Below are 23,067 nucleotides of genomic sequence, written 5' to 3' on the forward strand. Positions count from 1 at the left end.
CAGCTTTACGAGTGAACTGTTAGTTAAACGTCGACTGGAGAAGGGAAGGGATCTGATGAACAAAAGGAAAATGGTGAGCCTCACGCTGGTACTCAGCATTATACTGGTTACCACCATGGGGGCAACAAGTGGTGGCAAGAATCGCTATGCCGATCAGGCGCAGTGGGCGCAAGAGAAGCTGCATGAATACTACTGGAATGATGTATCAAAAATGATGAATAATGCTTATCCATCAACACCAGAAGGTGAACAGGCCTTGAATTACTGGTGGAAGGCTCATGCGGTTGATGCATTGGTGGACGGATATGAACGTACAGGAGACAAAGCGTACACTGAACGTGCGGAAGAACTCGTTCGTAGTATCATTGCTCGCAACGGTTCACTTCACAATGAATTTTACGATGATATGGAATGGCTTGCTCTTGCTGGACTTCGTCTGTATGATGCAACAGGCAGCGAAGAGATGAAGGGATACGTATTGGATTTGTGGGATGATATCAAGACCGCCTGGTGGGAAGATGAGCTTGGCGGTATGGCTTGGAAAAAGGATCAGCGATATAACCGAAATGCATGCTCCAGTGGGCCTGCCGCCATCTTGGCTGCAAGGCTGTATGAACGTTTTGGCGATGAGCGGGATCTGGAATGGGCCAAAAAAATATATGATTGGGAGAAACAATATCTGGTAAATCCGCAAACGGGCCTGGTAGCGGATGGTTTGGTGCTGAAGGAGGATGGCACACTGGATGTGAATGAAGCATGGATATTCACGTACAATCAAGGCACGTTTATCGGAGCGGGTGTTGAACTCTACCGGATAACAGGGAAGAAGACGTATTTGAAAGATGCCGAGAAAACGGCAGCAGGTTCTCTGAAGACCTTAACGGATGAGAAGACGGGAATATTTAAAGAGGACGGCGACGGGGACGGTGCGTTGTTCAAAGGCATACTGATCCGCTACATGGTTGAGTTGTATGAAGTCGGGCATAACAAGAGCCTTAAAAAGGCGGTTTATCGCAATGCCGATGCCTTACTGAAAGGTAGCCGGGACAATGGATTATTCGGTCAAGCTTGGGGGAAAGCAGCCCAGAACCCACTCGACCTTACCGCTCAGCTAAGCGGCGTATTTCTGCTGGAAGGAGCGGCTAAACTGGAAGCAGGCAAAGCGGATAAACCAGGTAAACCGGATAAACCAGTGAAGAAGTAGGCATTTGAGTGGATGATAGGTTAATAGGATAGTTATGATTAGAGGTCAGCGCCTGCATGATTTTTTCCAAAAGAAAGATCATGCGGTGCTGTTATGTTCCGGTGTCACTGTTAAACGGTAGATCAGCGGTGAGGTTTCATTCGAAAAAAGCATCGTACCCAATTACTCAGGGTACGATGCTTTTATGTGTCTGCAGATTCATTGTAAGTATGGTTATTACTTGCTAGGGGGTAAGTGGTAGTTTTCTCGGATTAAGGAGAAATAGTCATCAGCACGGACAACCTTGAATTCTGTTCCGAGTTCTTCGGTGATTGCCAGTGCATCGGATGGAGTCGTGCTCCATGCAAGCAATCCAAGGGAAACGAACAATGGGGACTTACCATCCCAATTCGCTTTCGCTTCATTCAGCACTTGTAATCCGTCCTGCACCGTACTTATTCCACGAATTGTGGATACGGGTAGGCTATCGTTAACGATTTCCACACCATAGTTGTCTTCATAGCTGATGAATAAGCCGGGCGCATGATAATCCTGTGCATAAGCCTTGGCTTTAAAAGGCGTGAGAGGTACATTCTCGCTGTCTATACGATTCAACACATAAGGAATGGTCATGCCGGTCTTTTTCATATATTTTTCGGTTTGCTGCAAAAATTGCCGGAAGCTTGAGTCGGGCCATGCCTCTGGATAGAAGTATCCTGCACCGGACGGTCCTGCGATCAGCAGGTCATTTGGGGTCGCAGTGTTTACATAATAATTCAATATTGCTGGTGCACCTTCGTAGAGAAGCGGACTTGAAGTCCAGTTAATCGGAACCTTACCTCTGGCCGGATCATCCCACATCACACGCATGCGATGCTGGTTATACTGAAAATTATCGCCTTCCGTAAAGGTATACGTTACATAGATTTTGTTCTCCAGCGCAGGTCGCGGAGATTTTTTCACCGGGGTGAGATTCGGTTTTGTCCCCGAGAAAACAGTCAGGTTGCTGAACCAATCGGCTGCGAGAACATAGACGCCATATCGAGATGCGATCTCAACGGAGCTGAACTCACCTTCGACATCATTGCTAAACCAGCCAAGGTAGGGAGTTCCGGGTTTTACATCAGACATGATCTTCTCGAAGAGTGCTTTTTGCTCAGGTATATTGGAATCCAGCCAGAATACCATCGCTTTATTAGCGACTGCATAATCCCTTAAATATGCATAAGGCTCCCGTTGCTCAGCGGAGAGAGGGCGGATATTACCCGCGGATACTTTATACTGATTCCACATGTCCACTTCAGCCGTCAGGTTCTGAGTACCTACAGGAGGACTGAATTCATACACAAAATAATTGCCATTATCGGCGAAACGGTGGCCGCCTTCTCCTTCAGCAACCTTGGAATTTTGTCTATCATACAGGAATTGTTCTTCTTCCGGTGTTCCTGCAATGAAGTTAGCGATCTCTTTTCCATCCGCCTTGACCGTAACCTCATGTACAGCCGGTCCCCAGCCATCTTGAGTAAAGGCGTCATCAAATCGGAGATATATTGAAGATTTTCCCAAGAGTGTAGAAAGATCCAGGGAATACGTATTACGGTTGCTTGCATCTCGAATCTGTTGTTTTTCCTCCGTTATCGTAACAAAGGATTCAGGCATCCCGGAAGGGATGCGAATCGCTGTATCCGGATCAAGTCCAATTAACATTTGGTGGTTCGTTTTCTTCCACAGATTCTCATATTGCCAGGTATAGGCATCTATCCTACTATTGAATTTACCACGCAGGTCATCCACAATCTTCAATTTGTAAGGGGCTTTGGACAATTTGACTGCTAACTCGGGACTGGCAACCACAGCATTTTTCAATCCTGCGAGCGTGGTTGCTACGTTGATTGTATCAGGTACTTGGGGATCATATACAACCATGCCTTTGACTTCGTTGCGATAAGCAGAGAACACTTCCCAATAATCCTGATGAAGCGTGTAAGGCACCTTGATATCCTTAAGCCAGGTCAATTTACCTTCTTCCTGGGACTCAATCAGATAGATTCGGGGTTGTTCTCTGTTAACGATTCCCTGTAATGTTCCCAGCAACAATTTGATGTCACCTGGCGCATCATAGATGTCGGCTGCATCCAAATGTTTAGGCTTTTTGAAACTTGGCAGTTCACGGTGTTTGGACCCATCAGGTTTGGCAGTCTGTACATCCGTTTTCGAAGCTGAAGCAGCGCCGGCGGTTAATGAAAAAGCGCATATGAGAGCTAAACAGAGCATCGTGAATCTACGAGCCATGGCGAATTCACTCCTTGTTATAGTCAAGAATTAGAGCTGTGCCTTCGTAATACCCACCCTCCTTTTTTGGTCAAAAGCCAATCCACACATCTCTATCCAACACATATTAAATATATTCATATATAATTTTACAAGGGGTTCGACAAAACTTCCCATTATTCCTGGAAATCAGGCATATTAAATGCGATGATATCAAGGAGATGTTCTTTGCAACTGCAGATAAGCTCAGCTTGTTTATTGCACTTGCAGGTGAAAGGATATATTATATATCTCAAATATTATGAATGAATTGGTGATGTGATCAAAATGAGTACAAATGATCGAATTCCACTGTATCAACAAATCCAGGACTATATCAGACATGTCATAACTCAAGAAAATATGAAACCCGGTGATCGCATACCGACAGAGAAGGAACTGATGGATCAGTTTCAGGTCAGTAAAATTACAGTTGCCAATGCCTTGACCGGATTAGCAAATGAAAAGTTAATTGCCCGTGTGCCGGGGAAAGGCAGTTTTGTAGCTGAAGAAGCAGATAGTGCTTCTATGACCTCAACGCAAGCGAACACAATGAAAGGTAGAGAGGGGACACTGTCTACAGGAATGATTGGCATCATTGTGCCCTCCATCCATGATTATTTTGCCATCCGGCTCGTTGAGGGAATTGAGCAAGCCTTGCGTGACGAAGGATATCGCAGCATGATCATGTTTACGCATGGCAAGGTGGATAAAGAGAAGGATGTCATCAAGGAAATGAAGGCGCTTGGGGCAGAAGGTCTATTAATCTTTCCTGTGGATGAAGAGAACTACAACGAGGAGATCCTCGGCATGAAGCTCTCGGGTTTTCCTTTTGTACTGATGGACCGTTATTTGCCAGGGGTCGAGACACATTATATTGCGGCAGATGGCAGACGGGGCACAAGGCTAGCTGTGGAGCATCTATGGGAGCTGGGGCACCGGGATATCGCTATTTGCTCGGATTCTCCCCTTCAGACAGTTACGGTTCAGGAGCGGATTGAAGGTTATATTGAGGCTTTAAAAGGCAAAGGCGCGTTAATCAATCCCGCTCATATGATCACCGATTTCCAACCGCTAACTGAACTTAAGGAAGCGGAGGCCCACCCTTTGTATAGATATATCCAAAACCGGATGGTCACAGCCTATGTTTCGCTTAACGGCAGGTTAGGTGTGCAAATCTATCAAATGGCCAAACAAGCCGGGCTTCGAGTGCCTGAAGATGTATCGATTGTAAGCTTCGATGATCCCACCTCAATCGTGGAGGAATTCAGTATATTTACCCATGTTAAGCAATTTGAGCGGGATATGGGGTATCGGGCAGCTGCTAAATTACTTGAAGTATTACGTGGTCATGGGGAAGCGAAAAGTTATAGCAAAATGCTGATTGAACCCGAACTGGTCGTACGTCAAACCACCGGAACGGTTCCTCAAGCTTAATTTTCACAAGAAAAGAAAACCTTTTCCGGAGAGAAGCGGAGAAGGTTTTTTTTATGTTTGTATAAAAAACATATTGAATATATTCATATCATATATTATAGTCTAGAAAATGATGGATAGTCATACATTGCAACCCAAATCAAATACGAGCTTGGGGAGGTTAAGAAAATGGCACGAGATCGAAAGGAAGAGCGTACCGGATTTCAAGAATCTGCTGCTTACCATCCGGATTATGATCTGCAGACTGACTTTGTGATGGTTTACGGGATTGATGAGTCGATGCAGGAACGCATTCTGAAGTGGAAAGAAAAAGGATATGTGGTTCATTTGATGACTGGAGTTGCTTGGGGGACCTATAACAGCTATCTGGATGGCGAGGTCGATGGGGCAGTACATTGGGATGAAGCTCAAATGGACCGGGAAGGCAACATGATTCTTCATGGGAGCGAACCAGTTATTCCATACATGGTGCCTACCATTTCCTTTGGTCATTACATAGCGGATCGAATACGTATTGCCGTTGACGCCGGTGTGGAAGCCATCCATCTGGAGGAACCTGAATTCTGGGTAAATGGAGGCTATTCGGAAGCTTTTAAACGGGAATGGCAGTTGTATTACAAAGAGCCTTGGATTCCGCCACACGCTTCACCTGATGCACAATTTCGAGCTTCCAAATTAAAGGCATATTTATATACACGTGTCCTGGACCGATTATGTGCCGAGATGAAGGACTACGCGTTAAAACGTTATGATCGTGTTCTTCGCTTTTATGTTCCGACCCATAGTCTGATTAATTACACACAGTGGCGTATTGTCAGTCCACAATCTCAACTCTTAGAGCTGCCCTCCATCGATGGGTATATTGCACAGATCTGGACCGGGACATCCCGAACCCCCAATGTGTATGAAGGGTTGCGTAAGGAACGTACGTTTGAAACCGCTTACCTCGAATACGGCGTCATGCAGGAACTGGTTCGTGGGACCGACAGACGAATGTGGTTCCTGCATGATCCGATCGAAGATAACCCGAATTACACCTGGGCTGATTACCGCCAGAACTATTTAAAAACGGTGGTTGCCTCACTGCTGCATCCCGGGGTCGCTCATTATGAAGTCGCACCTTGGCCTCGACGCATCTTTCAAGGCACTTATCCATCCGAGGATGGCACTGGTAAGGAGCAAATTCCGTCAGACTATGCCACAACTTTGCTTCAGGTCATGCACACCCTTGGTAACATGAATCAGGATGTGATTGAAACAGCAGAGGAGCCATTACAAGTTGGCGTTTTTATTGCAGACTCAGCGATGTTTCAACGAATGAAGCCAGACCCTAATGCACCTCATGCCGGTAAATATGATGGAACAGATCCTGAAGGATTCCAGGAGGATGGCGATACAGAACTGCTAGATTTCTCTCCTTTTTACGGTCTGACACTGCCGTTATTGAAACATGGTATTCCTGTCCGTCCACTTCAACTGGATAATGTAAGGCGGTATCCGGGTTACTTGGCAACTTATCGTGTACTCATACTGAGCTATGAATTTATCAAACCGGAATATCCGGACATTCATTATGCCCTTGCACAGTGGATACAGGATGGTGGAGCGTTAATCTATGTAGGCGATGACAGCGACCCGTATCACGACATTCGTGCGTGGTGGAATCATGACCGCAAGCAAGGTCAGTCAGGTCAGTCGTATAACTCCCCTCGATCACATTTGTTTGAACAGCTAGGTCTAAAAGATAAGAGGCAAGGTGTCAATAAGGTAGGAAAAGGGGTAGTTTGCTGGCTGAAAGAACATCCGACTGACTTCACTTTATCCAAGGCAGGGGCTGATCGGCTGCGCCATTCTGTCAAAGAAACAATGGAAGCTGTCCACGGACCAGAACTACAGTGGGAATCGAAGCCTTATTTCAAAATTAGACGAGGTCCCTATCTAATCGTATCGGTTCTCGATGAATCGGTCAGCGAAGAGGCAGTAGTCATTCCAGGTCCAATTGTGGATTTGTTTGATTCAAAGCTCTCAGTGCTGAGTCAGTTGACCCTAAATCCGGGAGAGCAAGCCTTGCTCTATGATATTGAAGCGGGTCGTCCAACGGCTGGAGAAGTATCCGTCATTGCTGCTTCTTCCCGAATAGAAGGTCTATCCCAGTCGAACACAGGTTTTCGATTCATTGCAAGAGGACCTGCCAACATGAAGGCAACCGCAAGGTTGTACTGCAAGGGTAAACCATTATCTGCCGAGTATGTGGTTCGAGAGCAGATGGCCCCAGTGGTGTGGGAATGGGACCCGGATTCAAAGACAGTGCTTCTTCAGTACGAACATGGCAATGAGAACAATGCAGAGGTTCATGTCCGCTGGACTTCCTGAATTCACAATACAACCTGATTGATGTAACAGAGAGGAGTATACTAGCATGCCCTACGAACCGATAAGGCCAGAACGGTTAAAACAGATGTTAAACAAACTTCGGGAAGCCATATATGAGCCGATTGCCGAATTGGAAGTGACGGCTTGGGTTACACCAGAGCCCGTACCTTACGAGGAACGGATGACCGGCACGAAAGTGAGACTCAAGCAAGGAGAACAATGGGGGGAGTTATGGGACTGTGCCTGGTTCCGTTTTGCAGGTAATCTTCCGGCAGTCACAGGTAACCAAACGACGGTCCTCTTGCTGGATGTCAATGGAGAGCTGTGTCTGGTTGACCATGAAGGATCACCTATCCAAGGGTTGACGACGATTAACTCCGAATTTGATTTTTCATTAGGTCTCCCTGGCAAACGAGTCGTGCAGCTCAATGAGACGTCTGTGAATGGCCAGGAAGTTGAAGTGTGGGCAGATGCAGGCAATAACGATCTGTTCGGCAAGTATCGGGGAGGAACATTGAAAGAAGCACTCATCGCCTTCTGCAGGGGAGATATTCGGGATCTCTATTACGATACCGAGGTGCTCTTGGAGACCGCAGAGCAGCTCCATGAAGGTTCCGCCCGGAAGGAGAGAATCTATCAGACGCTCTATGATATTTCAGTACAGTTGATCGATTTCTCGAAAGAGAATGTCGAGCAAGCGAAAAAACGAGTAAATGAACAGTTAACCCTGCAGGGGGGCGATCCGATCTTAACTCTAAGCGCTGTGGGTCATGCTCATATTGATTTGGCCTGGTTATGGCCGATCCGTGAAACGATCCGTAAAGGAGCTAGAACGTTCTCAACCGTGCTTCGCATGATGGAGCGTTATCCCGATTATGTGTTCGGAGCGAGCCAACCGCAGCTGTACGATTGGATGAAGCAGCATTATCCCAAGCTCTATGACCAGATCAAGGAACGTGTACGTGAAGGCAGATGGGAACCGCAAGGCGCCATGTGGGTAGAATCGGATACCAATGTGCCTGGTGGTGAATCACTCGTACGCCAGATTTTGTATGGCAAGCGTTATTTCCAGCAGGAATTTGGTCTGGAAATGAAATCGCTCTGGATGCCTGATGTATTCGGCTACTCGGCAAGTTTGCCCCAGATATTAAAGAAATCCGGTGTGGATTACATGATGACCCAGAAGCTCTCCTGGAGTGAGTATAACCGGCATCCTCATCATTCCTTTCTGTGGGAGGGAATTGATGGTTCAGCTGTATTAACACATATGCCGCCAGAGGATACTTACAACAGTCCTGCAGCTCCGCGTTCGATCATCAAAGCCGAACAGGGGTATTTGGATAAAAATGTATCAAACCATGCGCTAATGCTCTTTGGTATAGGAGACGGAGGCGGAGGGCCTGGCGAAGAGCATTTGGAGCGGCTGACACGGGAGAAAAACCTGCTTGGCTTGTCCCCAGTTATACAGGAACCATCTTGGAAATTTTTCGAACGACTTAATGAAGAACGTGAACGGTTCCAGACATGGCGCGGTGAGCTTTACCTGGAGAAGCATCAAGGAACACTGACTAGTCAGGCGCGAAGCAAGCGGTATAACCGGAAGATGGAGAAAGCACTGCGCGAATTGGAGTTCGCCTCAGTACTTGTGGCTTCACAGCTAGGCAGGTCTTATCCGTCCGAGTCACTGGAAACGATATGGAAGGAAGTCCTCCTGTATCAGTTCCATGATATCCTTCCCGGCTCTTCCATCAAGCGTGTGTACGATGAGTCACTCATACGATATGAAGAACTTTTAGATCAGACAGAAAATATGATCAACGAAACCTACAGCCATATGGCAGACCAGATCTCTCCAAATATCGAATCCTCATCCAGCTCCTCCGTGGTGATATTCAATTCATTGCCTTGGGAGCGTCAGGAATGGATTCACACGAATGGAAGCTGGCGCAAGGTTCAGGTTCCATCCATGGGATACACAGTGGTATCAGATCATGTGGACCAGGGCGCTATAGCTGAGATCGCATCATGTGCCCAGTTAGTTCCGGGAATACAAGAGTCGGAATTTCACGTTTCCGCTGAAGAACGCTGTGTGGAGAACGACACATTCATCGTGAAGTTTGATCGGAATGGAGCCATTATTTCCATCCGGGACAAGGCTGAAGCGCGTGAAGTCATTCCGCAAGGTCATCTCGGAAATGCACTTCGTGTGTATCACGATGAAGGAGATGCTTGGGATTTCAGTCATGACTATTCCGCACATACAGGTATGCCATTAACGCTTCAAGACATTCGCGAGCTTCGTGAGGGTCCAAAAGTCGGGCTGGTCTTCAAATATAACTATGGAGAATCCACTCTGATCCAGACCGTGGTTCTGACAGAAGGCAGCAGACGGATTGATTTCGAGACTACCGTGAATTGGAGAGAGAACGGGAAAATGCTTCGAACTTCATTCCCGGTGAATATCCGTACAGATCAGGTTCACTGTGAGATCCAATTTGGCAGTTTGACCAGACCAACTCATCGGAATACCATGTGGGACTTCGCCAAGGATGAGATATGTGCTCATCAGTGGATTGATTTATCGGAGCCGGATTATGGAGTCGCATTGCTTAATGATTGTAAATATGGTCATAGAACCATCGATAATGTGCTTGGTCTGAATTTGCTGCGCAGCAGCTCGTATCCTGATCCGGAAGCGGATCGAGCGGAGCATACGTTCACCTACTCGTTATATCCGCATCAAGGCAACCATGTTCAGGCTGAGATCTATCGAAGAGGTAATGAACTGAACATTCCGCTTCGTACAGTTTCCTTATCATCTGTATCTGCGAAGCAGAAAGGTAAGCTCCCGTACTCCAAAGCATTTCTTCAGCCGGATCATCCACACATCATGGTGGAATCCGTCAAAAAAGCTGAGGATGGAGACGACATCATCGTCCGTCTATATGAAACTTCGGGAACACATGCCACCACGGCATTACGTCTTGGATTCCATATAGCAGAAGCCTGGACGACTGATCTTATGGAAAATATCATTTCACCCGTTTCATATGAAGGAGCATCCGAGATGGCTTTATCCTTCACGCCATTTGAAATCATCACGTTACGATTGAAGTTAGGACAGTTATAGCTGGGATGGTTGACCGTCCATCATGAGAAAGGAGAGGTTGGAATGTGATCAAGACACGAGTGAGCAACAATCGATTGATGAAACGAATCTGGCAGCATAAACTCTTTTATTTGTTTATGCTGCCCGGAATCGTCTGGTTTTTCCTGTTCTCCTATGTACCGTTATATGGAATTCAGGTTGCTTTTAGGGATTACAATTTCGTTGGCGGATTCACCGGAAGTCCATGGGCAGGCCTTAAGTACTTTCAACAGTTCTTCAATTACTATCAATCCGGTGACATCATCCGTAACACGATCATCATCAGTCTCATGAAACTGCTAATTGGCTTTCCGATGCCAATCATTCTTGCACTCCTCTTAAATGAAGTCAGAATGATTAAATTCAAAAAGACGGTTCAGACCCTTTCCTACTTACCTTATTTCGTATCCTGGATCGTTGTGGTTACGCTGATGCAACGACTCCTAACGCCATATGGGGGACCAGTCAATGACTTATTAGGTTCATTTGGAGCCGAGTCGATCCAGTTCCTAAACAATCCAACATGGTTCTATCAGATGATCGTCGGTTCAGACATTTGGAAGAATATCGGTTGGAATTCCATCATCTTTATGGCCGCGATTGCGGGTATTGATCAGCAGCTTTACGAAGCTGCCAAAATGGATGGTGCGGGACGCTTCAGACAGATGTGGCATGTATCGCTTCCAGGTATCCGCAATGTAGCTATCATATTATTCATACTCGCTGTGGGCAGTCTGATGAGCGCAGGTTATGAACAACTGCTTCTCCTGAATGGACCGGCAACCGCAAGTCTTGGCAGTGTACTGGACGTGCATGCCATTAACTCCGGGATTCGAGAAGGACGTCTCAGTTACGCTGCAGCTGTAGGACTATTCCAAAGTGTTATCGCACTCATTCTGGTTGTAACCGTTAATCGCATCGCCCGCAAAGTCAGTGATGTATCCCTGTTCTAAGGAGGTGACCTTATGGAACGAAAATGGTCCTTATTCTCGGTACTTAATTATATTTTTCTTGCTTTGGTTGGATTCTCGATGATTTACCCGTTTATATATATCTTGGCTTATTCACTGAACGACGGTAAGGATTCGATGCAAGGCGCGATTTATTTTCTTCCTCGCCAATTTACGTTGGATAACTATGCTCAGGTATTCGATAACGCACGGATCTGGAAGGCATATCAAATTACGATTATGCGCACCGTGCTGGGTACTTTTCTCCACGTTGTATTGTGTACACTCATGGCCTATGCACTTTCCAAAAAAACATTGCCAGGTCGCTCCTTTTTCACCTTTTACATCTTTTTACCTACGATTTTCAGCGCAGGATTCATCCCTTTCTTCATTACGCTCCAAAAACTGCATCTGATTAATAGTTTCTGGGTATACGTTTTGCCCTTGTTGTTCAACTTCATGCACATCATCATTATTCGGACATTTCTGCAAGGCATACCGGAGGAACTGGAGGAATCGGCCCGAATTGATGGGTATGGTGATTTTCAAATCTTCGTACGTATCATTCTGCCTCTTTCCGGGCCGGTACTTGCAACGATCTCGCTGTTCATTGGGGTAGCCCACTGGAATGACTGGTTCTCTGGCGCCTACTACGTATCTAACAAAGATTTGATACCGGTGCAGACCCTACTGCAAGAAATGCTGACAGAAGCAGAGGCATTATCCAATTCGATGCAGCGTGCAGCACAACAGGGTGGTCAGACGGTTGGTGGAGTCGGTGGAGCAGGAGCAACACCTGAATCACTTCGAATGGCATTGCTTGTCATTACGGTTTTCCCGATCTTATGTATATATCCGTTTCTACAACGATATTTCGTGAAGGGGGTTATGATTGGTTCGGTTAAAGGGTAGATCATCCTGACCTGAATTTGCTAGAGCTTTACCGAGATCATTTATTCAAGGAGGCGATTGGTTTGAACAGGATTTGGTCGAAAGGCGTATCCATCTTGCTCGTGTCCATCATGGTTGGAGGTTTGCTGAGCGGTTGCACGAATTCATCAGGGAACGGGGAAGGCGCAGAAGGCGAGAACGGAAATAAACTCAAAATCTTGCACAATTGGAATGGCTCAGGCGGATCGGATAATGGGATAACCCCTGTCGAGGAAGTCATCAAAGAGAAAACTGGCGTCACATTAGAGTGGGAATATACGAAAGGCAGCGAGACGGAGAAAGTAAACCAGATTTTTGCCACACAGGATTTGCCGGATATCTACACCGGACCTGCATGGGGCGGCGAGCTGGACGGGATCATAAAGGCTGCCAAAGAAGGACAGCTGGTAGATATATCCGATAAATTGGGGGATTACCCAAACCTGGCGAAATCCATTGCGAAAGAGAATGTGCCGCCAGCATTGTATGAAAAAGCGATAGATGCGTATGACGGCAAGAAATATTTACTTTTACAAAATCAGCCCGCAACGAACGAAGACGGCATGGATTGGCTGTATGGCTTCTATGTTCGCAAAGACATCGCTGAGAAAGTCGGCGTGGATCCTCAGTCTGTCGTGACGAAGGAAGACTTCTATAACTTCCTCCAAAAAATCAAAGATGCCAACCTGAAGGAGAGCGGTCAGCCCGTGTTTCCACTGGGAGGCTTTAGTAACGGATGGTCCGTAGGCATCGGAAACACGATGTTCTATTCGGGAGCAGGTTATGTAGACAAAGGTGACGGAACGGTAGAACATAACTTTTTCACCAAAGGATACGAAGAATACACGCTGTTCTATCGTAAACTGGTTGAGGAAGGACTTATGGACCCCGAAGCCTTTACTCAGACGGATCCTATTGCCAAAGAAAAAATTAATCAAGGACGCATTGCTATCCTTGCCGCACATTATCCGGCCATTTTGGACGCCTCCAAAGAATATGTTACTTCACATCCTGGAAGCGATTACATCCCAATCGGACCATTGGAGCGGGCAGATGTTGATCCGAGCAGGCCTGTTGATCTTGGCATTCAAGGCAACAACGTAACGGCTATCACCAGTAGCTGCAAGGGCGCGTGTGTAGATGCAGCGCTCAAGTTTCTCGATTACATGGCTTCTGACGAAGGCTTCATGCTGGCCCGGTACGGAGTTCAAGGGGTTCATTGGGATATGAAGGATGGTAAACCTTTACCGAATAAAGAATGGTTCGATAAGTTTACAGCAGATCAATCCGGTAAAGTTCGCAAAAACGAGGGCATTTCCATTGGGCTGGAATCGATCACGGGGCTTGACCGGATCAATTCGGCAGCAGGTGGCGACATCTGGGCAGACCAGGAAAGACTCGATGCCATGGAAAATGCCCGGAAAATCCTGCGTCCAAACGGCATTCAGGTAATTACAGCCTACAACCCGGGCGATGTGATCACCAAATCACCAGAATGGGAAATGTTGAAGCCTTCCATGGACCGGATGGGAGATGCCTGGAAGGAGGCCATTTTCGCAAAATCGGATGAAGCGGCCCTTAGCATTATCAACGACCTCAGGGAACAGCTTCGGAAGACCGGTTACGACCAAGCGATGCAGTTCACCAATGAGAATCTGAAAGGGAAAGATATCGTAACTGTTCAAATGCCGAACTGATGCTGAAGGGTTAAATTACCGATTATTACGGAAATCAAATAGGCTTTGCAGCGCCTTGGTTAACAAGGCGAGCGAAGCCTTTCCCTTTTGGATCAAGAAGCACAGTTTTCGTTGGAAAAATGAATTGAAGGAGATGTAATAAATGACGACGTTTAGACCACCTTCCGTACCTTTGATCACGGTAGACCCTTATTTTAGCGTATGGTCTGCTGCTGACCATCTCTATGATGATCACACCAGGCACTGGACGAACAAAACTCAAGGTATGGTTGGCATGATTATCATTGACGGCAAAATCAGAAGGTTTATGGGGAAAGTAGGCGTTCGCGAAGCTTCAACCGTTGAGGAGCCTGACGTGCTCAATCAGACGAATCTAACCGTTGAACCGGTGACTACCCGTTACACCTTTGAAGGAGAAGGCATCGCACTTGAGGTTCATTTTACCACACCCCTATTGCTCGATGATCTTGAACTGTTATCCAGACCTGTGACGTATGTTACGTTCCATGTTCGAGCGATAGATGGTCAAGGCCATCAAGTGAAAATCTATTTTGATGTGACAGGTGAATGGTGTGTACATACTCCTGATCAGCAAGTCACCTGGGAGTCTCATGTAATTAATGAACAGTTACACGCCATGTCTATAGGAACGGTGGAACAACCTATATTAAAACGTGCCGGAGATGATACGAGAATAGACTGGGGTTATATGTATCTGGTGGTTCAGCGATCTCATCAATCTCAATCGGTCATCCATGCGGTATCCAAGCGTGAGGAGTATGCCCGGTCAGGTCTTTTTAAGACAGGAGATGATTCTATCCAGCCAAAGTCCATATCTGGCGATATGGCTATTATGGCAACTGAAATGGATTTGGGTCTTATCCATGAAGAGCCAGCATCCCGCTACCTGATGCTCGCCTATGATGATATTCATGCGATTGAATATTTTCACAAACCGCTGAATGCGTATTGGAAGAAAAATGGTATGACATTTGAGGAGATGCTGGTAAAAGCAGCGGATCAATATGAAGAGGTAGTACAACGATGCGACCGCTTTAATCGGGAACTCTTAACGGAGAGTCAGGCTACAGGTGGGAACCAATATAGAGACATTCTGGCATTGACCTATCGGCAAGCGATTGCTGCACATAAACTGGTTGCTGATGAAGCAGGAGAAGTATTATTTTTCTCCAAAGAGAATTTTAGTAACGGCTGTATCGCGACGGTGGATGTGAGCTACCCCTCGATTCCGTTGTTTCTGAGGTATAACATCGAATTGGTCAAAGGTATGATGCGTCCAATCTATAAGTATGCCGAAAGTACGGATTGGACGTTTGATTTTGCTCCACATGACGTGGGGACATACCCTCAAGCTAACGGCCAGGTTTACGGAGAGAACAAACTTGAATACCAGATGCCTATCGAGGAATGTGGCAATATGCTCCTGATGGCAGCAACGGTAGGCAAATATGAGAAGAACGCGGAATTTGCACGTGAGCACTGGGGACTTCTCACAACTTGGGCTTCATATTTGCTGCAACATGGACTGGATCCTGACAATCAACTGTGCACGGACGACTTTGCCGGACATCTGGCGCACAATGCGAACTTATCGATTAAAGCGATATTGGGCATTGCCGCCTATGCGTATATGTGTGATGAACTTGGTTTGCCGGATGGTGCCATTTATCGTGAAGCGGCTGCAAAAATGGCAAAGGAGTGGTCCTCCATGGCGACAGCAGGTGATCACTACAAGCTGACTTTTGACAGCTCGGATGAGTCATGGAGCATGAAATACAATCTGGTGTGGGATCGTTTGTTGGACCTCAACCTTTTCCCAAAAGAAGTGGCTGCTAAAGAGTTGGCGTATTATCAGCTAAAACAGAATCGATATGGCCTACCGCTGGATAGCCGTGAGACATACACCAAGTCCGATTGGCTCGTATGGTGTGCCTCCATGAGCGAAACGCAGCTTCAGTTCGAACAGATGATTTCACCTCTGTGGGACTTTATGAATGAAACATCGAGCCGTGTACCAGTTACAGATTGGTATGACACCATCACCGGAAAGCAGTTAAATTTTCAAAATCGGTCGGTTGTCGGTGGATTTTTCATTCCTTTGCTGAGAAAGACATCTGTATCAAAATCATGATGAGATCAGGTGATGAATTGGAGTTGAAAATCACGGATATTCATAAATTACAACAGCAGTTCAAAAATCCTGAGGCGACGTATCGTCCACAGCCCTTTTGGTTTCTGAACCACAGTTTTAGCAAGCCAGAGCTAGAAAACCAAATTCAATCCATGGTTGAAGCGGGGGTTGGCGGTGTTGTATTGCATGCACGTCACGGGATGCAGGCCTCGTACCTGTCAGAAGAGTTCATGGATACGCTGGATTTCTGCACAAAAGAGTGCCAGAAGCGTGATATGGTTGTCTGGCTGTATGATGAGGACAATTGGCCGAGCGGAACACTGGGAGGTAAACTGACCAGGCAGTATCCCGAATATCGGATGAGATACTTGAGGGTTGAGGAACGAAGATATTTACACGATGCACAGCAGGAAATGTTATCTCTCGATTTTGCCACCTACTCTAACAATGAACTCATCGCAATTCTCGCTTATCGTGCCATCCAGCAAGAAGGGGAATGGCTGATATATGATCAACCTGAGGATATTACAGAGTTATACGGACAGGAATGGAAGCCTGATAACGACGAGGATTATATTATACTTGCCTGCTGGTCCTGTGAAATTGCTGAAGGGATCACGTTTGCAAAAGGGTATTATCTGGACACGTTGAACCCGGAAGCCGTGCAGGCTTTCATTCAGTCGGCATACGAGCCGTTTCAGCAATTACAGCCTCATTTCGGAGTGACCATTCAAGGTGTATTCACGGATGAACCTGGGCTCATGATCCACGACGGTTTTTTTGGAGTCGAAGCCATCCGAACGTCGGTTCAGGATGTGAATGCAACTCTGCCCGGAATCGTATTCGCTTGGACACATGGGATGGTGGAGCGGTATGAGCAGGAGAACGGATATGATCTGATTCCAAGATTAGGCGCGTTGTTATATGGTATGGCCGATGGCAGCAGGTCTGCGAGGCAGGACTATTATGATACGATTACCCGTTGGTATGTGGAAGGTTATCATGAAGCTATTCGTTCGTGGTGTGAATCACACAGCTTGCTGTACATCGGCCATACGCTGGAAGAACCCGTCTGGGGGCAGGCTCGGTCGCAGGGTAATCAAACCCGTGTATTGCAGCAGTTCCATTATGCGGGTGTGGACTACCTAACACATGGAATCGGTACAAAGGAGAATCCACATCGTATCGTATCCGTAAAGACGGCCGCGTCTGTCGCACAGTTGGATGGGAAAAAAAGAGTTATTTGTGAGTCATTTGGTGCAAGCGGTCATGCCTATGCCATGCGACAAAGGCGGCTTGATGCCAATTTCATGGCATTTTTGGGTGTTAATTTATTTATCCCGCATGCATTTTACTATTCATTTGCAGGGTATCGGAAAACGGATTTTCCACCTACGGAATTCAAGCATGCACCGCATTGGCCACATTATCGGACTTTTGCCGATTATCTTGGTCGGTTGAGTGTACTGGGTTCTTCCACGAAGCGGACACCTGAAGTACTTCTGTTATCACCGATCCACACGGTATATGAGCATATGTTCTTATCCGGTGAATCGAACCAGCATCCAGCTGCGGATCAACTGTTTTCATTATTGTCAGACCGCATGCTGCGCAGCTCTATTGATTACGATTATGTGGATGAGTGTCAGCTCAGGGAGGCGAAGATTACTCATGCTGGAGGATATCAGTTTAACGGAGTACTAAACGAATATTCGATTTTGATTTTGCCGGAAATTACGGTCATGTCTGTAGATATCGCAAAACAGCTTGTGACCTTTGTAAACCGTGGTGGAACGCTTATAGCGGTTGGGGCAATTCCTTGTGATAGTAAGCGACAGCGCCAAGATCCGGAATTACGGAAGTATATGAACGAACTATATGGCTCCGATCCTCAGCCAGGGGAATTACAAGCGATTGGCAAAGGGTACAGCCTATTCTATTCCATGAAAAACACAGCTCATAACGACACACTTATGAACTTTTGTGTTCAGTTAAGAGAGTTAACGACATCATCACCAGCCATTGCCTGGAAACAGATCGAGGGGCAAGCTGAGGATCTCATTAGCGTTGAACGCAAAATTGAAGATCATGTGCACACATGGCTGATGAACTGGTCGGAGCAGCCCGTGACCATTCAACTCCATCAGAAACCTGTGAAAGACCACATAGAAGAACAGATGGAAGAATGGAACTTGGAAAACGGGGATATAAACCCGTTGAGTCAAGATGCTGTTCTAACATTTGTACCGGGAGAGCTTCGGGTTCTATCCGTTAGACCGGATCATGTACCTGATCCGCTTCACACTGAAGATTCGACGCATCCCAAACCGCAAGAGCCTATAAATCATAAAGTGCAACATACCACCGATGTGTTGGTACTAGGTGATCCTTGGCAGTTTCAGACCGTCGAACCCAATGTGCTTGTGTTAGATCAGTGGAAGGTCACATTGAATGACCGTCAGTCCAGAATGAATGCAACGATGCCAGGCCAAGTCAACACGTACCGGACAACATTTGTCGTAACAGAAGAATGGATCGAGCTTGTGAAATCACAGCGAGATGCAGTCTATTTAAACGAACCTGGAAATGAGCAGATCTTCACGATCGAGCTAATCCTTGACGATATCGAGCAAAAAATCCCATCCCATATTGGTTTCCTCCAACGCAGACGTAATGTTGAAATCTTTATTAATGGAATACGGATGGAAGCACTCCAGCCTTCACTGTGGCAAGATACTCATTACGCTGGTGTGGATATTACCGAACATCTGGTGAAAGGCGAGAATGAGCTTGAAGTTCTCACGGTTTCATTGCTGGAACCTATGCCAGCCATTTCATTTCCTGCTTATCTGGTTGGTTCATTTGCTATACAAAATCAGACTACATTAACCATTGAACCTGAACAAATGACTGGGGTTTGGAATGTTGAAGGTTATCCTTTCTATTCGGGAGCAGGAGTGTACTCACAGCAAGTGAATTTGTCTGGTATCAGCTTGAATACGGCCAATGAAATTTGGCTGGAAGCGGAAGACATTAGAGAGACGGCTTGCCTGTACGTGAATGGGGAGCAGGTTGGCATCCGGTTATGGCCACCCTATCATTGGAACGTCACGTCTTACATGCTGCCAGGTAATAATGTAATCGACATTCATGTGGCTAATACACTGGAGAATCTATACGGAAAGTCTTCACTACCTTCGGGCATGAATGGGCAGGTAAAACTTGTAACTAAAATATTAAAATAATGCACGATTCAGGTTTAGGGTTTGGATTCGTCGGGGAAGAATATGAACACATTAAAGTCGCCAAATTGGCGGCTTTTTTTGCATTGAAACAAAAAGACTGAGCTTTACTTCGCTAGAAATAATTATATTTGAACCGAGTTATTCATCAAATGATAAGACCTCACACGTAATGAAAGCGATTTAAAATTGTATTGAAGAAAACCATTTTCATAATTATTATGTAAATGAAAATAGTTTTAGAGAGGTGGATATCACTGTGAAGCAATATTTTGAGAAGGCTCAGAAGTTTGGTAAATCGTTTATGCTTCCTATTGCTGTTTTACCAGCGGCGGGTCTATTACTGGGGATTGGAGGGGCTTTGTCCAACGCCAATACGATTAACTCGTACCCATTTTTGCAGATCACATGGTTGCAGCAAGTGTTTACGGTGATGAGCAGTGCAGGAAGTATTGTGTTTGATAATTTGGCATTAATCTTTGCTATTGGTGTGGCTGTTGGACTCGCTAGAGCGGACAAAGGTACAGCAGGATTGGCAGCTGGACTTGCCTATCTGGTCATGAATGCATCGATCAATGCGATGCTGGTCAATTCGGGTAAACTTGCCGCGGATCATTTGGCTAGTGCTGGTCAAGGTATGGTACTTGGAATCCAAACCTTGCAAACTGGTGTACTCGGAGGGATTGTTGTCGGGTTGGTTACCGCATGGCTTCATAATCGGTACAACAAAATAGAACTTCCTCAATTCTTAGGGTTCTTTGGAGGTTCACGTTTCATTCCTATCGTTTCATCTTTTGCGGCCATCTTTATTGGTATTGCTTTGTTCTTGATCTGGCCAACCATCCAGCTCGGCATAACGCAGCTTGGAGGTTTGGTCGATAGAACTGGGTATATCGGAACACTGTTATACGGATTTATTTTACGGATGCTGGGTCCACTTGGGTTGCACCACATCTTTTATCTGCCTTTCTGGCAGACGGGAGTTGGAGGAACAATGGAGGTTGCGGGAAAAGTTTACGAAGGAACACAGAATATTTTCTTTGCTCAACTGGGAGACCCTGCAACCGAGAAGTTTTTCTCGGGTACATCCCGATTTATGTCAGGACGTTTTATCACGATGATGTTTGGTTTGCTCGGTGCGGCACTCGCTATTTATCATACGGCCAAGCCTGAACGTAAAAAAGTAGTTGGCGGATTGATGTTGTCTGCGGCACTCACTTCGTTCTTGACAGGAATTACGGAGCCTTTGGAATTCTCATTCCTGTTTGTTGCTCCAATCCTGTATGTCATTCACGCCGTATTTGATGGATTGGCATTTATGCTTTCACATATTTTTGAGATTACAATCGGTCAGACTTTTTCAGGTGGATTAATCGACTTTATCTTATTCGGGATACTTCAGGGTAATGCCAAAACGAACTGGATTATCGTTCCCATCATCGGTGTGGTCTGGTTCTTCCTTTATTACTTCACCTTCCGAATCTTAATCGTGAAGCTCAATTTAAAAACTTCGGGACGTGAGGAAGAGGTAATATCAGAGCCAGACGCCAAAACGCAAAGTCAGCAGTCTATTACACCCGCATCAACGAAAGGTGAAGAACGCTCCATCGCTATTCTGAATGGACTTGGCGGTGCAGACAATATTAACGAATTGGATTGCTGTGCAACACGGCTTCGTGTATCCGTGAAGGATATCGAGAAGGTTCAAAAGGATGCGCTTACAGCTACGGGAGCCAAAGGGGTAGTACTTGTCGGTAACGGAGTGCAGGTTATTTATGGCCCTCAGGTTACCGTAATCAAAAATGAAATCGAAGAAATTATGGAAACGGAGTAATTGCAATGAATGTAGATAAATTAGATAACTTAGGTTTACAAGGTGGTCTCGTTGTATCATGTCAGGCTTTGGAGCACGAGCCACTTCATAGTTCGCTGATTATGGGACGCATGGCAGTCGCGGCAAAAGAGGGGGGAGCGATCGGTATTCGTGCGAATACTGCTGTAGATGTGAAAGAGATCAAAGAACAGGTTGATCTTCCCGTCATAGGTATTGTGAAAAGAAACTACGGAACCAATCCCGTATTTATTACACCAACGATCTTGGAAGTGGATGAACTTGCCGAGGTCCATGCAGAGATTGTTGCGGTTGATGCCACTTTGCGTGCACGGCCGGACGGTAAATCACTGGATGAATTCGTACATGAAATTCGCACCAAACATCCTCAACTTCTATTAATGGGGGATATTGCAACGAAAGAGGAAGCCGTTAATGCAGAACGACTTGGTTTTGACCTGATCTCCTCTACATTGGTCGGATATACAGAGGAGACAGCAGGAATTAAACTGTATGATAATCAATTTGCAGCCTTGAAAGAAATTCTAACTAGCGTACAAACGCCTGTTGTTGCGGAAGGGAATATCATGACCCCGGAGATGGCAGCAACGTGTCTGGAAGCTGGAGTCTATTGTGTCGTTGTTGGTGGAGCCATTACGCGTCCTCAACAAATTACGGAGCGTTTTGTCTCTGAAATTGCCAAATTGAAAAAAACTTCTCCTTCTGTCCTATAAAAAAGAGAAGTTAACAAACAGCCAACGAATCAAGTTGGCTGTTTGGTTATTCAGCAGAATATAGAGCTTTTAACGTTTGCTGCCGCGCACTAAGTAAATGTTCATCCTCAAGTAATAGCAGTGAAATCACATCCAGGATGTAAATAATGGCCAACTGGCTGTTGATGAAGTTCACATCTCCGGTTCGCCCGATATCCGGTGTGAAAATGCACAAATCCGAGATTTCGGAGAGGGGGGTATGATCAAAATTAGTAATTCCAACAACTTTGCTTCCTCTTTTTTTGGCAGCATTTAATGCATCACTGACTTCTAAGGTTCGTCCTGAATTGGATAAACCAATAACCAGATCATCTTCCCCCAAAAGAGAAGCACTCATGATCATCATGTGTGAATCCGTCACCGCATCAATGACGATATCCATCCGCATTAGTCTGTATTTGAACTCCAGAGCAGATAAACCTGAACTTCCCAAACCATACACATAGATTCTGCGAGCTTTTTTTATGTACTGGACCACTTGTTCGATTCTGTCTGTATCCAGCATTTCTGCGGTTGCGTTGATGATATCATTGTGGATCTGCTGTGTTCTTATAAAGAAATCCGTTTGATTGCGGGGTTGATCCACTTCACGGTTAAGTCGAATTTTAAAATCTACAAAGGTAGAACAACCTACTTTTTTACAAAATCGAGTAATGGTTGACATGGAAGCATTGGTGTAAGCAGCCAAATCCCTAATATTAATATTATTAATGGATGATTTATTACGCATCACATAATCAGCTATTTCCTTTTCTTTCGCTGAAAAACGTTGATATTCAAGCTGCAGCATGTCAATGACACTGGATGACATTATGATTCCCCTTTCCCAGAACATGTTAACTTTTGTATAGTCTATCCTCATTAGTCTACTTCCTAAAAGCCAATTCATCAAACCTTTAAAAATAGTCTGTATATTTTGATCCAAATAGGAGGAAAACCATATTAATTATTATGTTAACTAAAAACATTGTCCATATTATAAGTCAAATAAATGTAAGAGTTTACATAAGTTTTACTTCCCGCTAACCGGATGCTGATCTT

13 protein-coding genes are annotated in these 23,067 nt (G+C 45.7%); 11 read left to right on the plus strand and 2 right to left on the minus strand.

Translation table 11 applies throughout. The features are described from left to right. Positions 1-55 precede the first annotated feature (55 nt). Positions 56-1,204, plus strand: coding sequence for a glycoside hydrolase family 76 protein (locus HP548_RS21540; RefSeq protein WP_099854205.1), 1,149 nt, complete (start codon positions 56-58; stop codon positions 1,202-1,204). A 216-nt stretch (positions 1,205-1,420) separates the two neighbouring features. Here HP548_RS21540 and HP548_RS21545 read toward each other — a convergent pair whose 3' ends face one another. Continuing rightward, entirely contained in the window at positions 1,421-3,475 is a 2,055-nt protein-coding gene (locus HP548_RS21545) for a GxGYxYP domain-containing protein (RefSeq protein WP_175382787.1), read from the minus strand. 306 nt (positions 3,476-3,781) lie between these two features. On the opposite strand from HP548_RS21545, the gene HP548_RS21550 reads away from it, so the two are divergent. The 10 genes from HP548_RS21550 to HP548_RS21595 all read left to right on the plus strand — a co-directional run bounded on the left by HP548_RS21550 (position 3,782) and on the right by HP548_RS21595 (position 21,987). Continuing rightward, positions 3,782-4,930, plus strand: a complete 1,149-nt coding sequence (locus tag HP548_RS21550; RefSeq protein ID WP_076288496.1) for a GntR family transcriptional regulator — start codon at positions 3,782-3,784, stop codon at positions 4,928-4,930. Between the two features lie 168 nt (positions 4,931-5,098). After that, positions 5,099-7,303, plus strand: a complete 2,205-nt coding sequence (locus tag HP548_RS21555) for a hypothetical protein (RefSeq protein WP_175382788.1) — start codon at positions 5,099-5,101, stop codon at positions 7,301-7,303. A 46-nt stretch (positions 7,304-7,349) separates the two neighbouring features. Next, positions 7,350-10,433, plus strand: coding sequence for an alpha-mannosidase (locus tag HP548_RS21560; RefSeq protein ID WP_175382789.1), 3,084 nt, complete (start codon positions 7,350-7,352; stop codon positions 10,431-10,433). Between the two features lie 44 nt (positions 10,434-10,477). Continuing rightward, a complete protein-coding gene (locus tag HP548_RS21565; protein WP_082935088.1) occupies positions 10,478-11,404 on the plus strand; it encodes an ABC transporter permease in 927 nt (308 codons plus the stop codon). 12 nt (positions 11,405-11,416) lie between these two features. Next, entirely contained in the window at positions 11,417-12,313 is an 897-nt protein-coding gene (locus tag HP548_RS21570; protein WP_063565068.1) for a carbohydrate ABC transporter permease, read from the plus strand. 62 nt (positions 12,314-12,375) lie between these two features. Further along, positions 12,376-14,028, plus strand: coding sequence for an extracellular solute-binding protein (locus tag HP548_RS21575; protein WP_175382790.1), 1,653 nt, complete (start codon positions 12,376-12,378; stop codon positions 14,026-14,028). A gap of 142 nt (positions 14,029-14,170) precedes the next feature. Beyond that, positions 14,171-16,180, plus strand: a complete 2,010-nt coding sequence (locus HP548_RS21580; protein ID WP_175382791.1) for a glutaminase family protein — start codon at positions 14,171-14,173, stop codon at positions 16,178-16,180. Then, entirely contained in the window at positions 16,180-19,425 is a 3,246-nt protein-coding gene (locus tag HP548_RS21585) for a glycosyl hydrolase (RefSeq protein ID WP_246318151.1), read from the plus strand. The genes HP548_RS21580 and HP548_RS21585 overlap by 1 nt, the downstream gene beginning before the upstream one ends. 256 nt (positions 19,426-19,681) lie before the next feature. Next, positions 19,682-21,256, plus strand: coding sequence for a glucose-specific PTS transporter subunit IIBC (gene ptsG, locus HP548_RS21590; protein WP_175382793.1), 1,575 nt, complete (start codon positions 19,682-19,684; stop codon positions 21,254-21,256). 5 nt (positions 21,257-21,261) lie between these two features. Beyond that, positions 21,262-21,987, plus strand: coding sequence for an N-acetylmannosamine-6-phosphate 2-epimerase (locus tag HP548_RS21595; RefSeq protein WP_175382794.1), 726 nt, complete (start codon positions 21,262-21,264; stop codon positions 21,985-21,987). 46 nt (positions 21,988-22,033) lie between these two features. Here HP548_RS21595 and HP548_RS21600 read toward each other — a convergent pair whose 3' ends face one another. Continuing rightward, positions 22,034-22,816 (minus strand): MurR/RpiR family transcriptional regulator, encoded by a 783-nt coding sequence (locus tag HP548_RS21600; protein ID WP_175382795.1) that lies wholly within the window; start codon positions 22,814-22,816, stop codon positions 22,034-22,036. Positions 22,817-23,067 lie beyond the last annotated feature (251 nt).

Source organism: Paenibacillus taichungensis, from assembly GCF_013359905.1.
Taxonomy (GTDB): Bacteria; Bacillota; Bacilli; order Paenibacillales; family Paenibacillaceae; genus Paenibacillus; species Paenibacillus taichungensis.

Coding starts and splice junctions, on each gene's coding strand:
- HP548_RS21540 (WP_099854205.1), top strand. CDS start 56: ATGAACAAAAGGAAAATGGTGAGCCTCACGCTGGTACTCAGCATTATA.
- HP548_RS21545 (WP_175382787.1), bottom strand. CDS start 3,475: ATGGCTCGTAGATTCACGATGCTCTGTTTAGCTCTCATATGCGCTTTT.
- HP548_RS21550 (WP_076288496.1), top strand. CDS start 3,782: ATGAGTACAAATGATCGAATTCCACTGTATCAACAAATCCAGGACTAT.
- HP548_RS21555 (WP_175382788.1), top strand. CDS start 5,099: ATGGCACGAGATCGAAAGGAAGAGCGTACCGGATTTCAAGAATCTGCT.
- HP548_RS21560 (WP_175382789.1), top strand. CDS start 7,350: ATGCCCTACGAACCGATAAGGCCAGAACGGTTAAAACAGATGTTAAAC.
- HP548_RS21570 (WP_063565068.1), top strand. CDS start 11,417: ATGGAACGAAAATGGTCCTTATTCTCGGTACTTAATTATATTTTTCTT.
- HP548_RS21580 (WP_175382791.1), top strand. CDS start 14,171: ATGACGACGTTTAGACCACCTTCCGTACCTTTGATCACGGTAGACCCT.
- HP548_RS21585 (WP_246318151.1), top strand. CDS start 16,180: ATGAGATCAGGTGATGAATTGGAGTTGAAAATCACGGATATTCATAAA.
- HP548_RS21595 (WP_175382794.1), top strand. CDS start 21,262: ATGAATGTAGATAAATTAGATAACTTAGGTTTACAAGGTGGTCTCGTT.
- HP548_RS21600 (WP_175382795.1), bottom strand. CDS start 22,816: ATGCTGCAGCTTGAATATCAACGTTTTTCAGCGAAAGAAAAGGAAATA.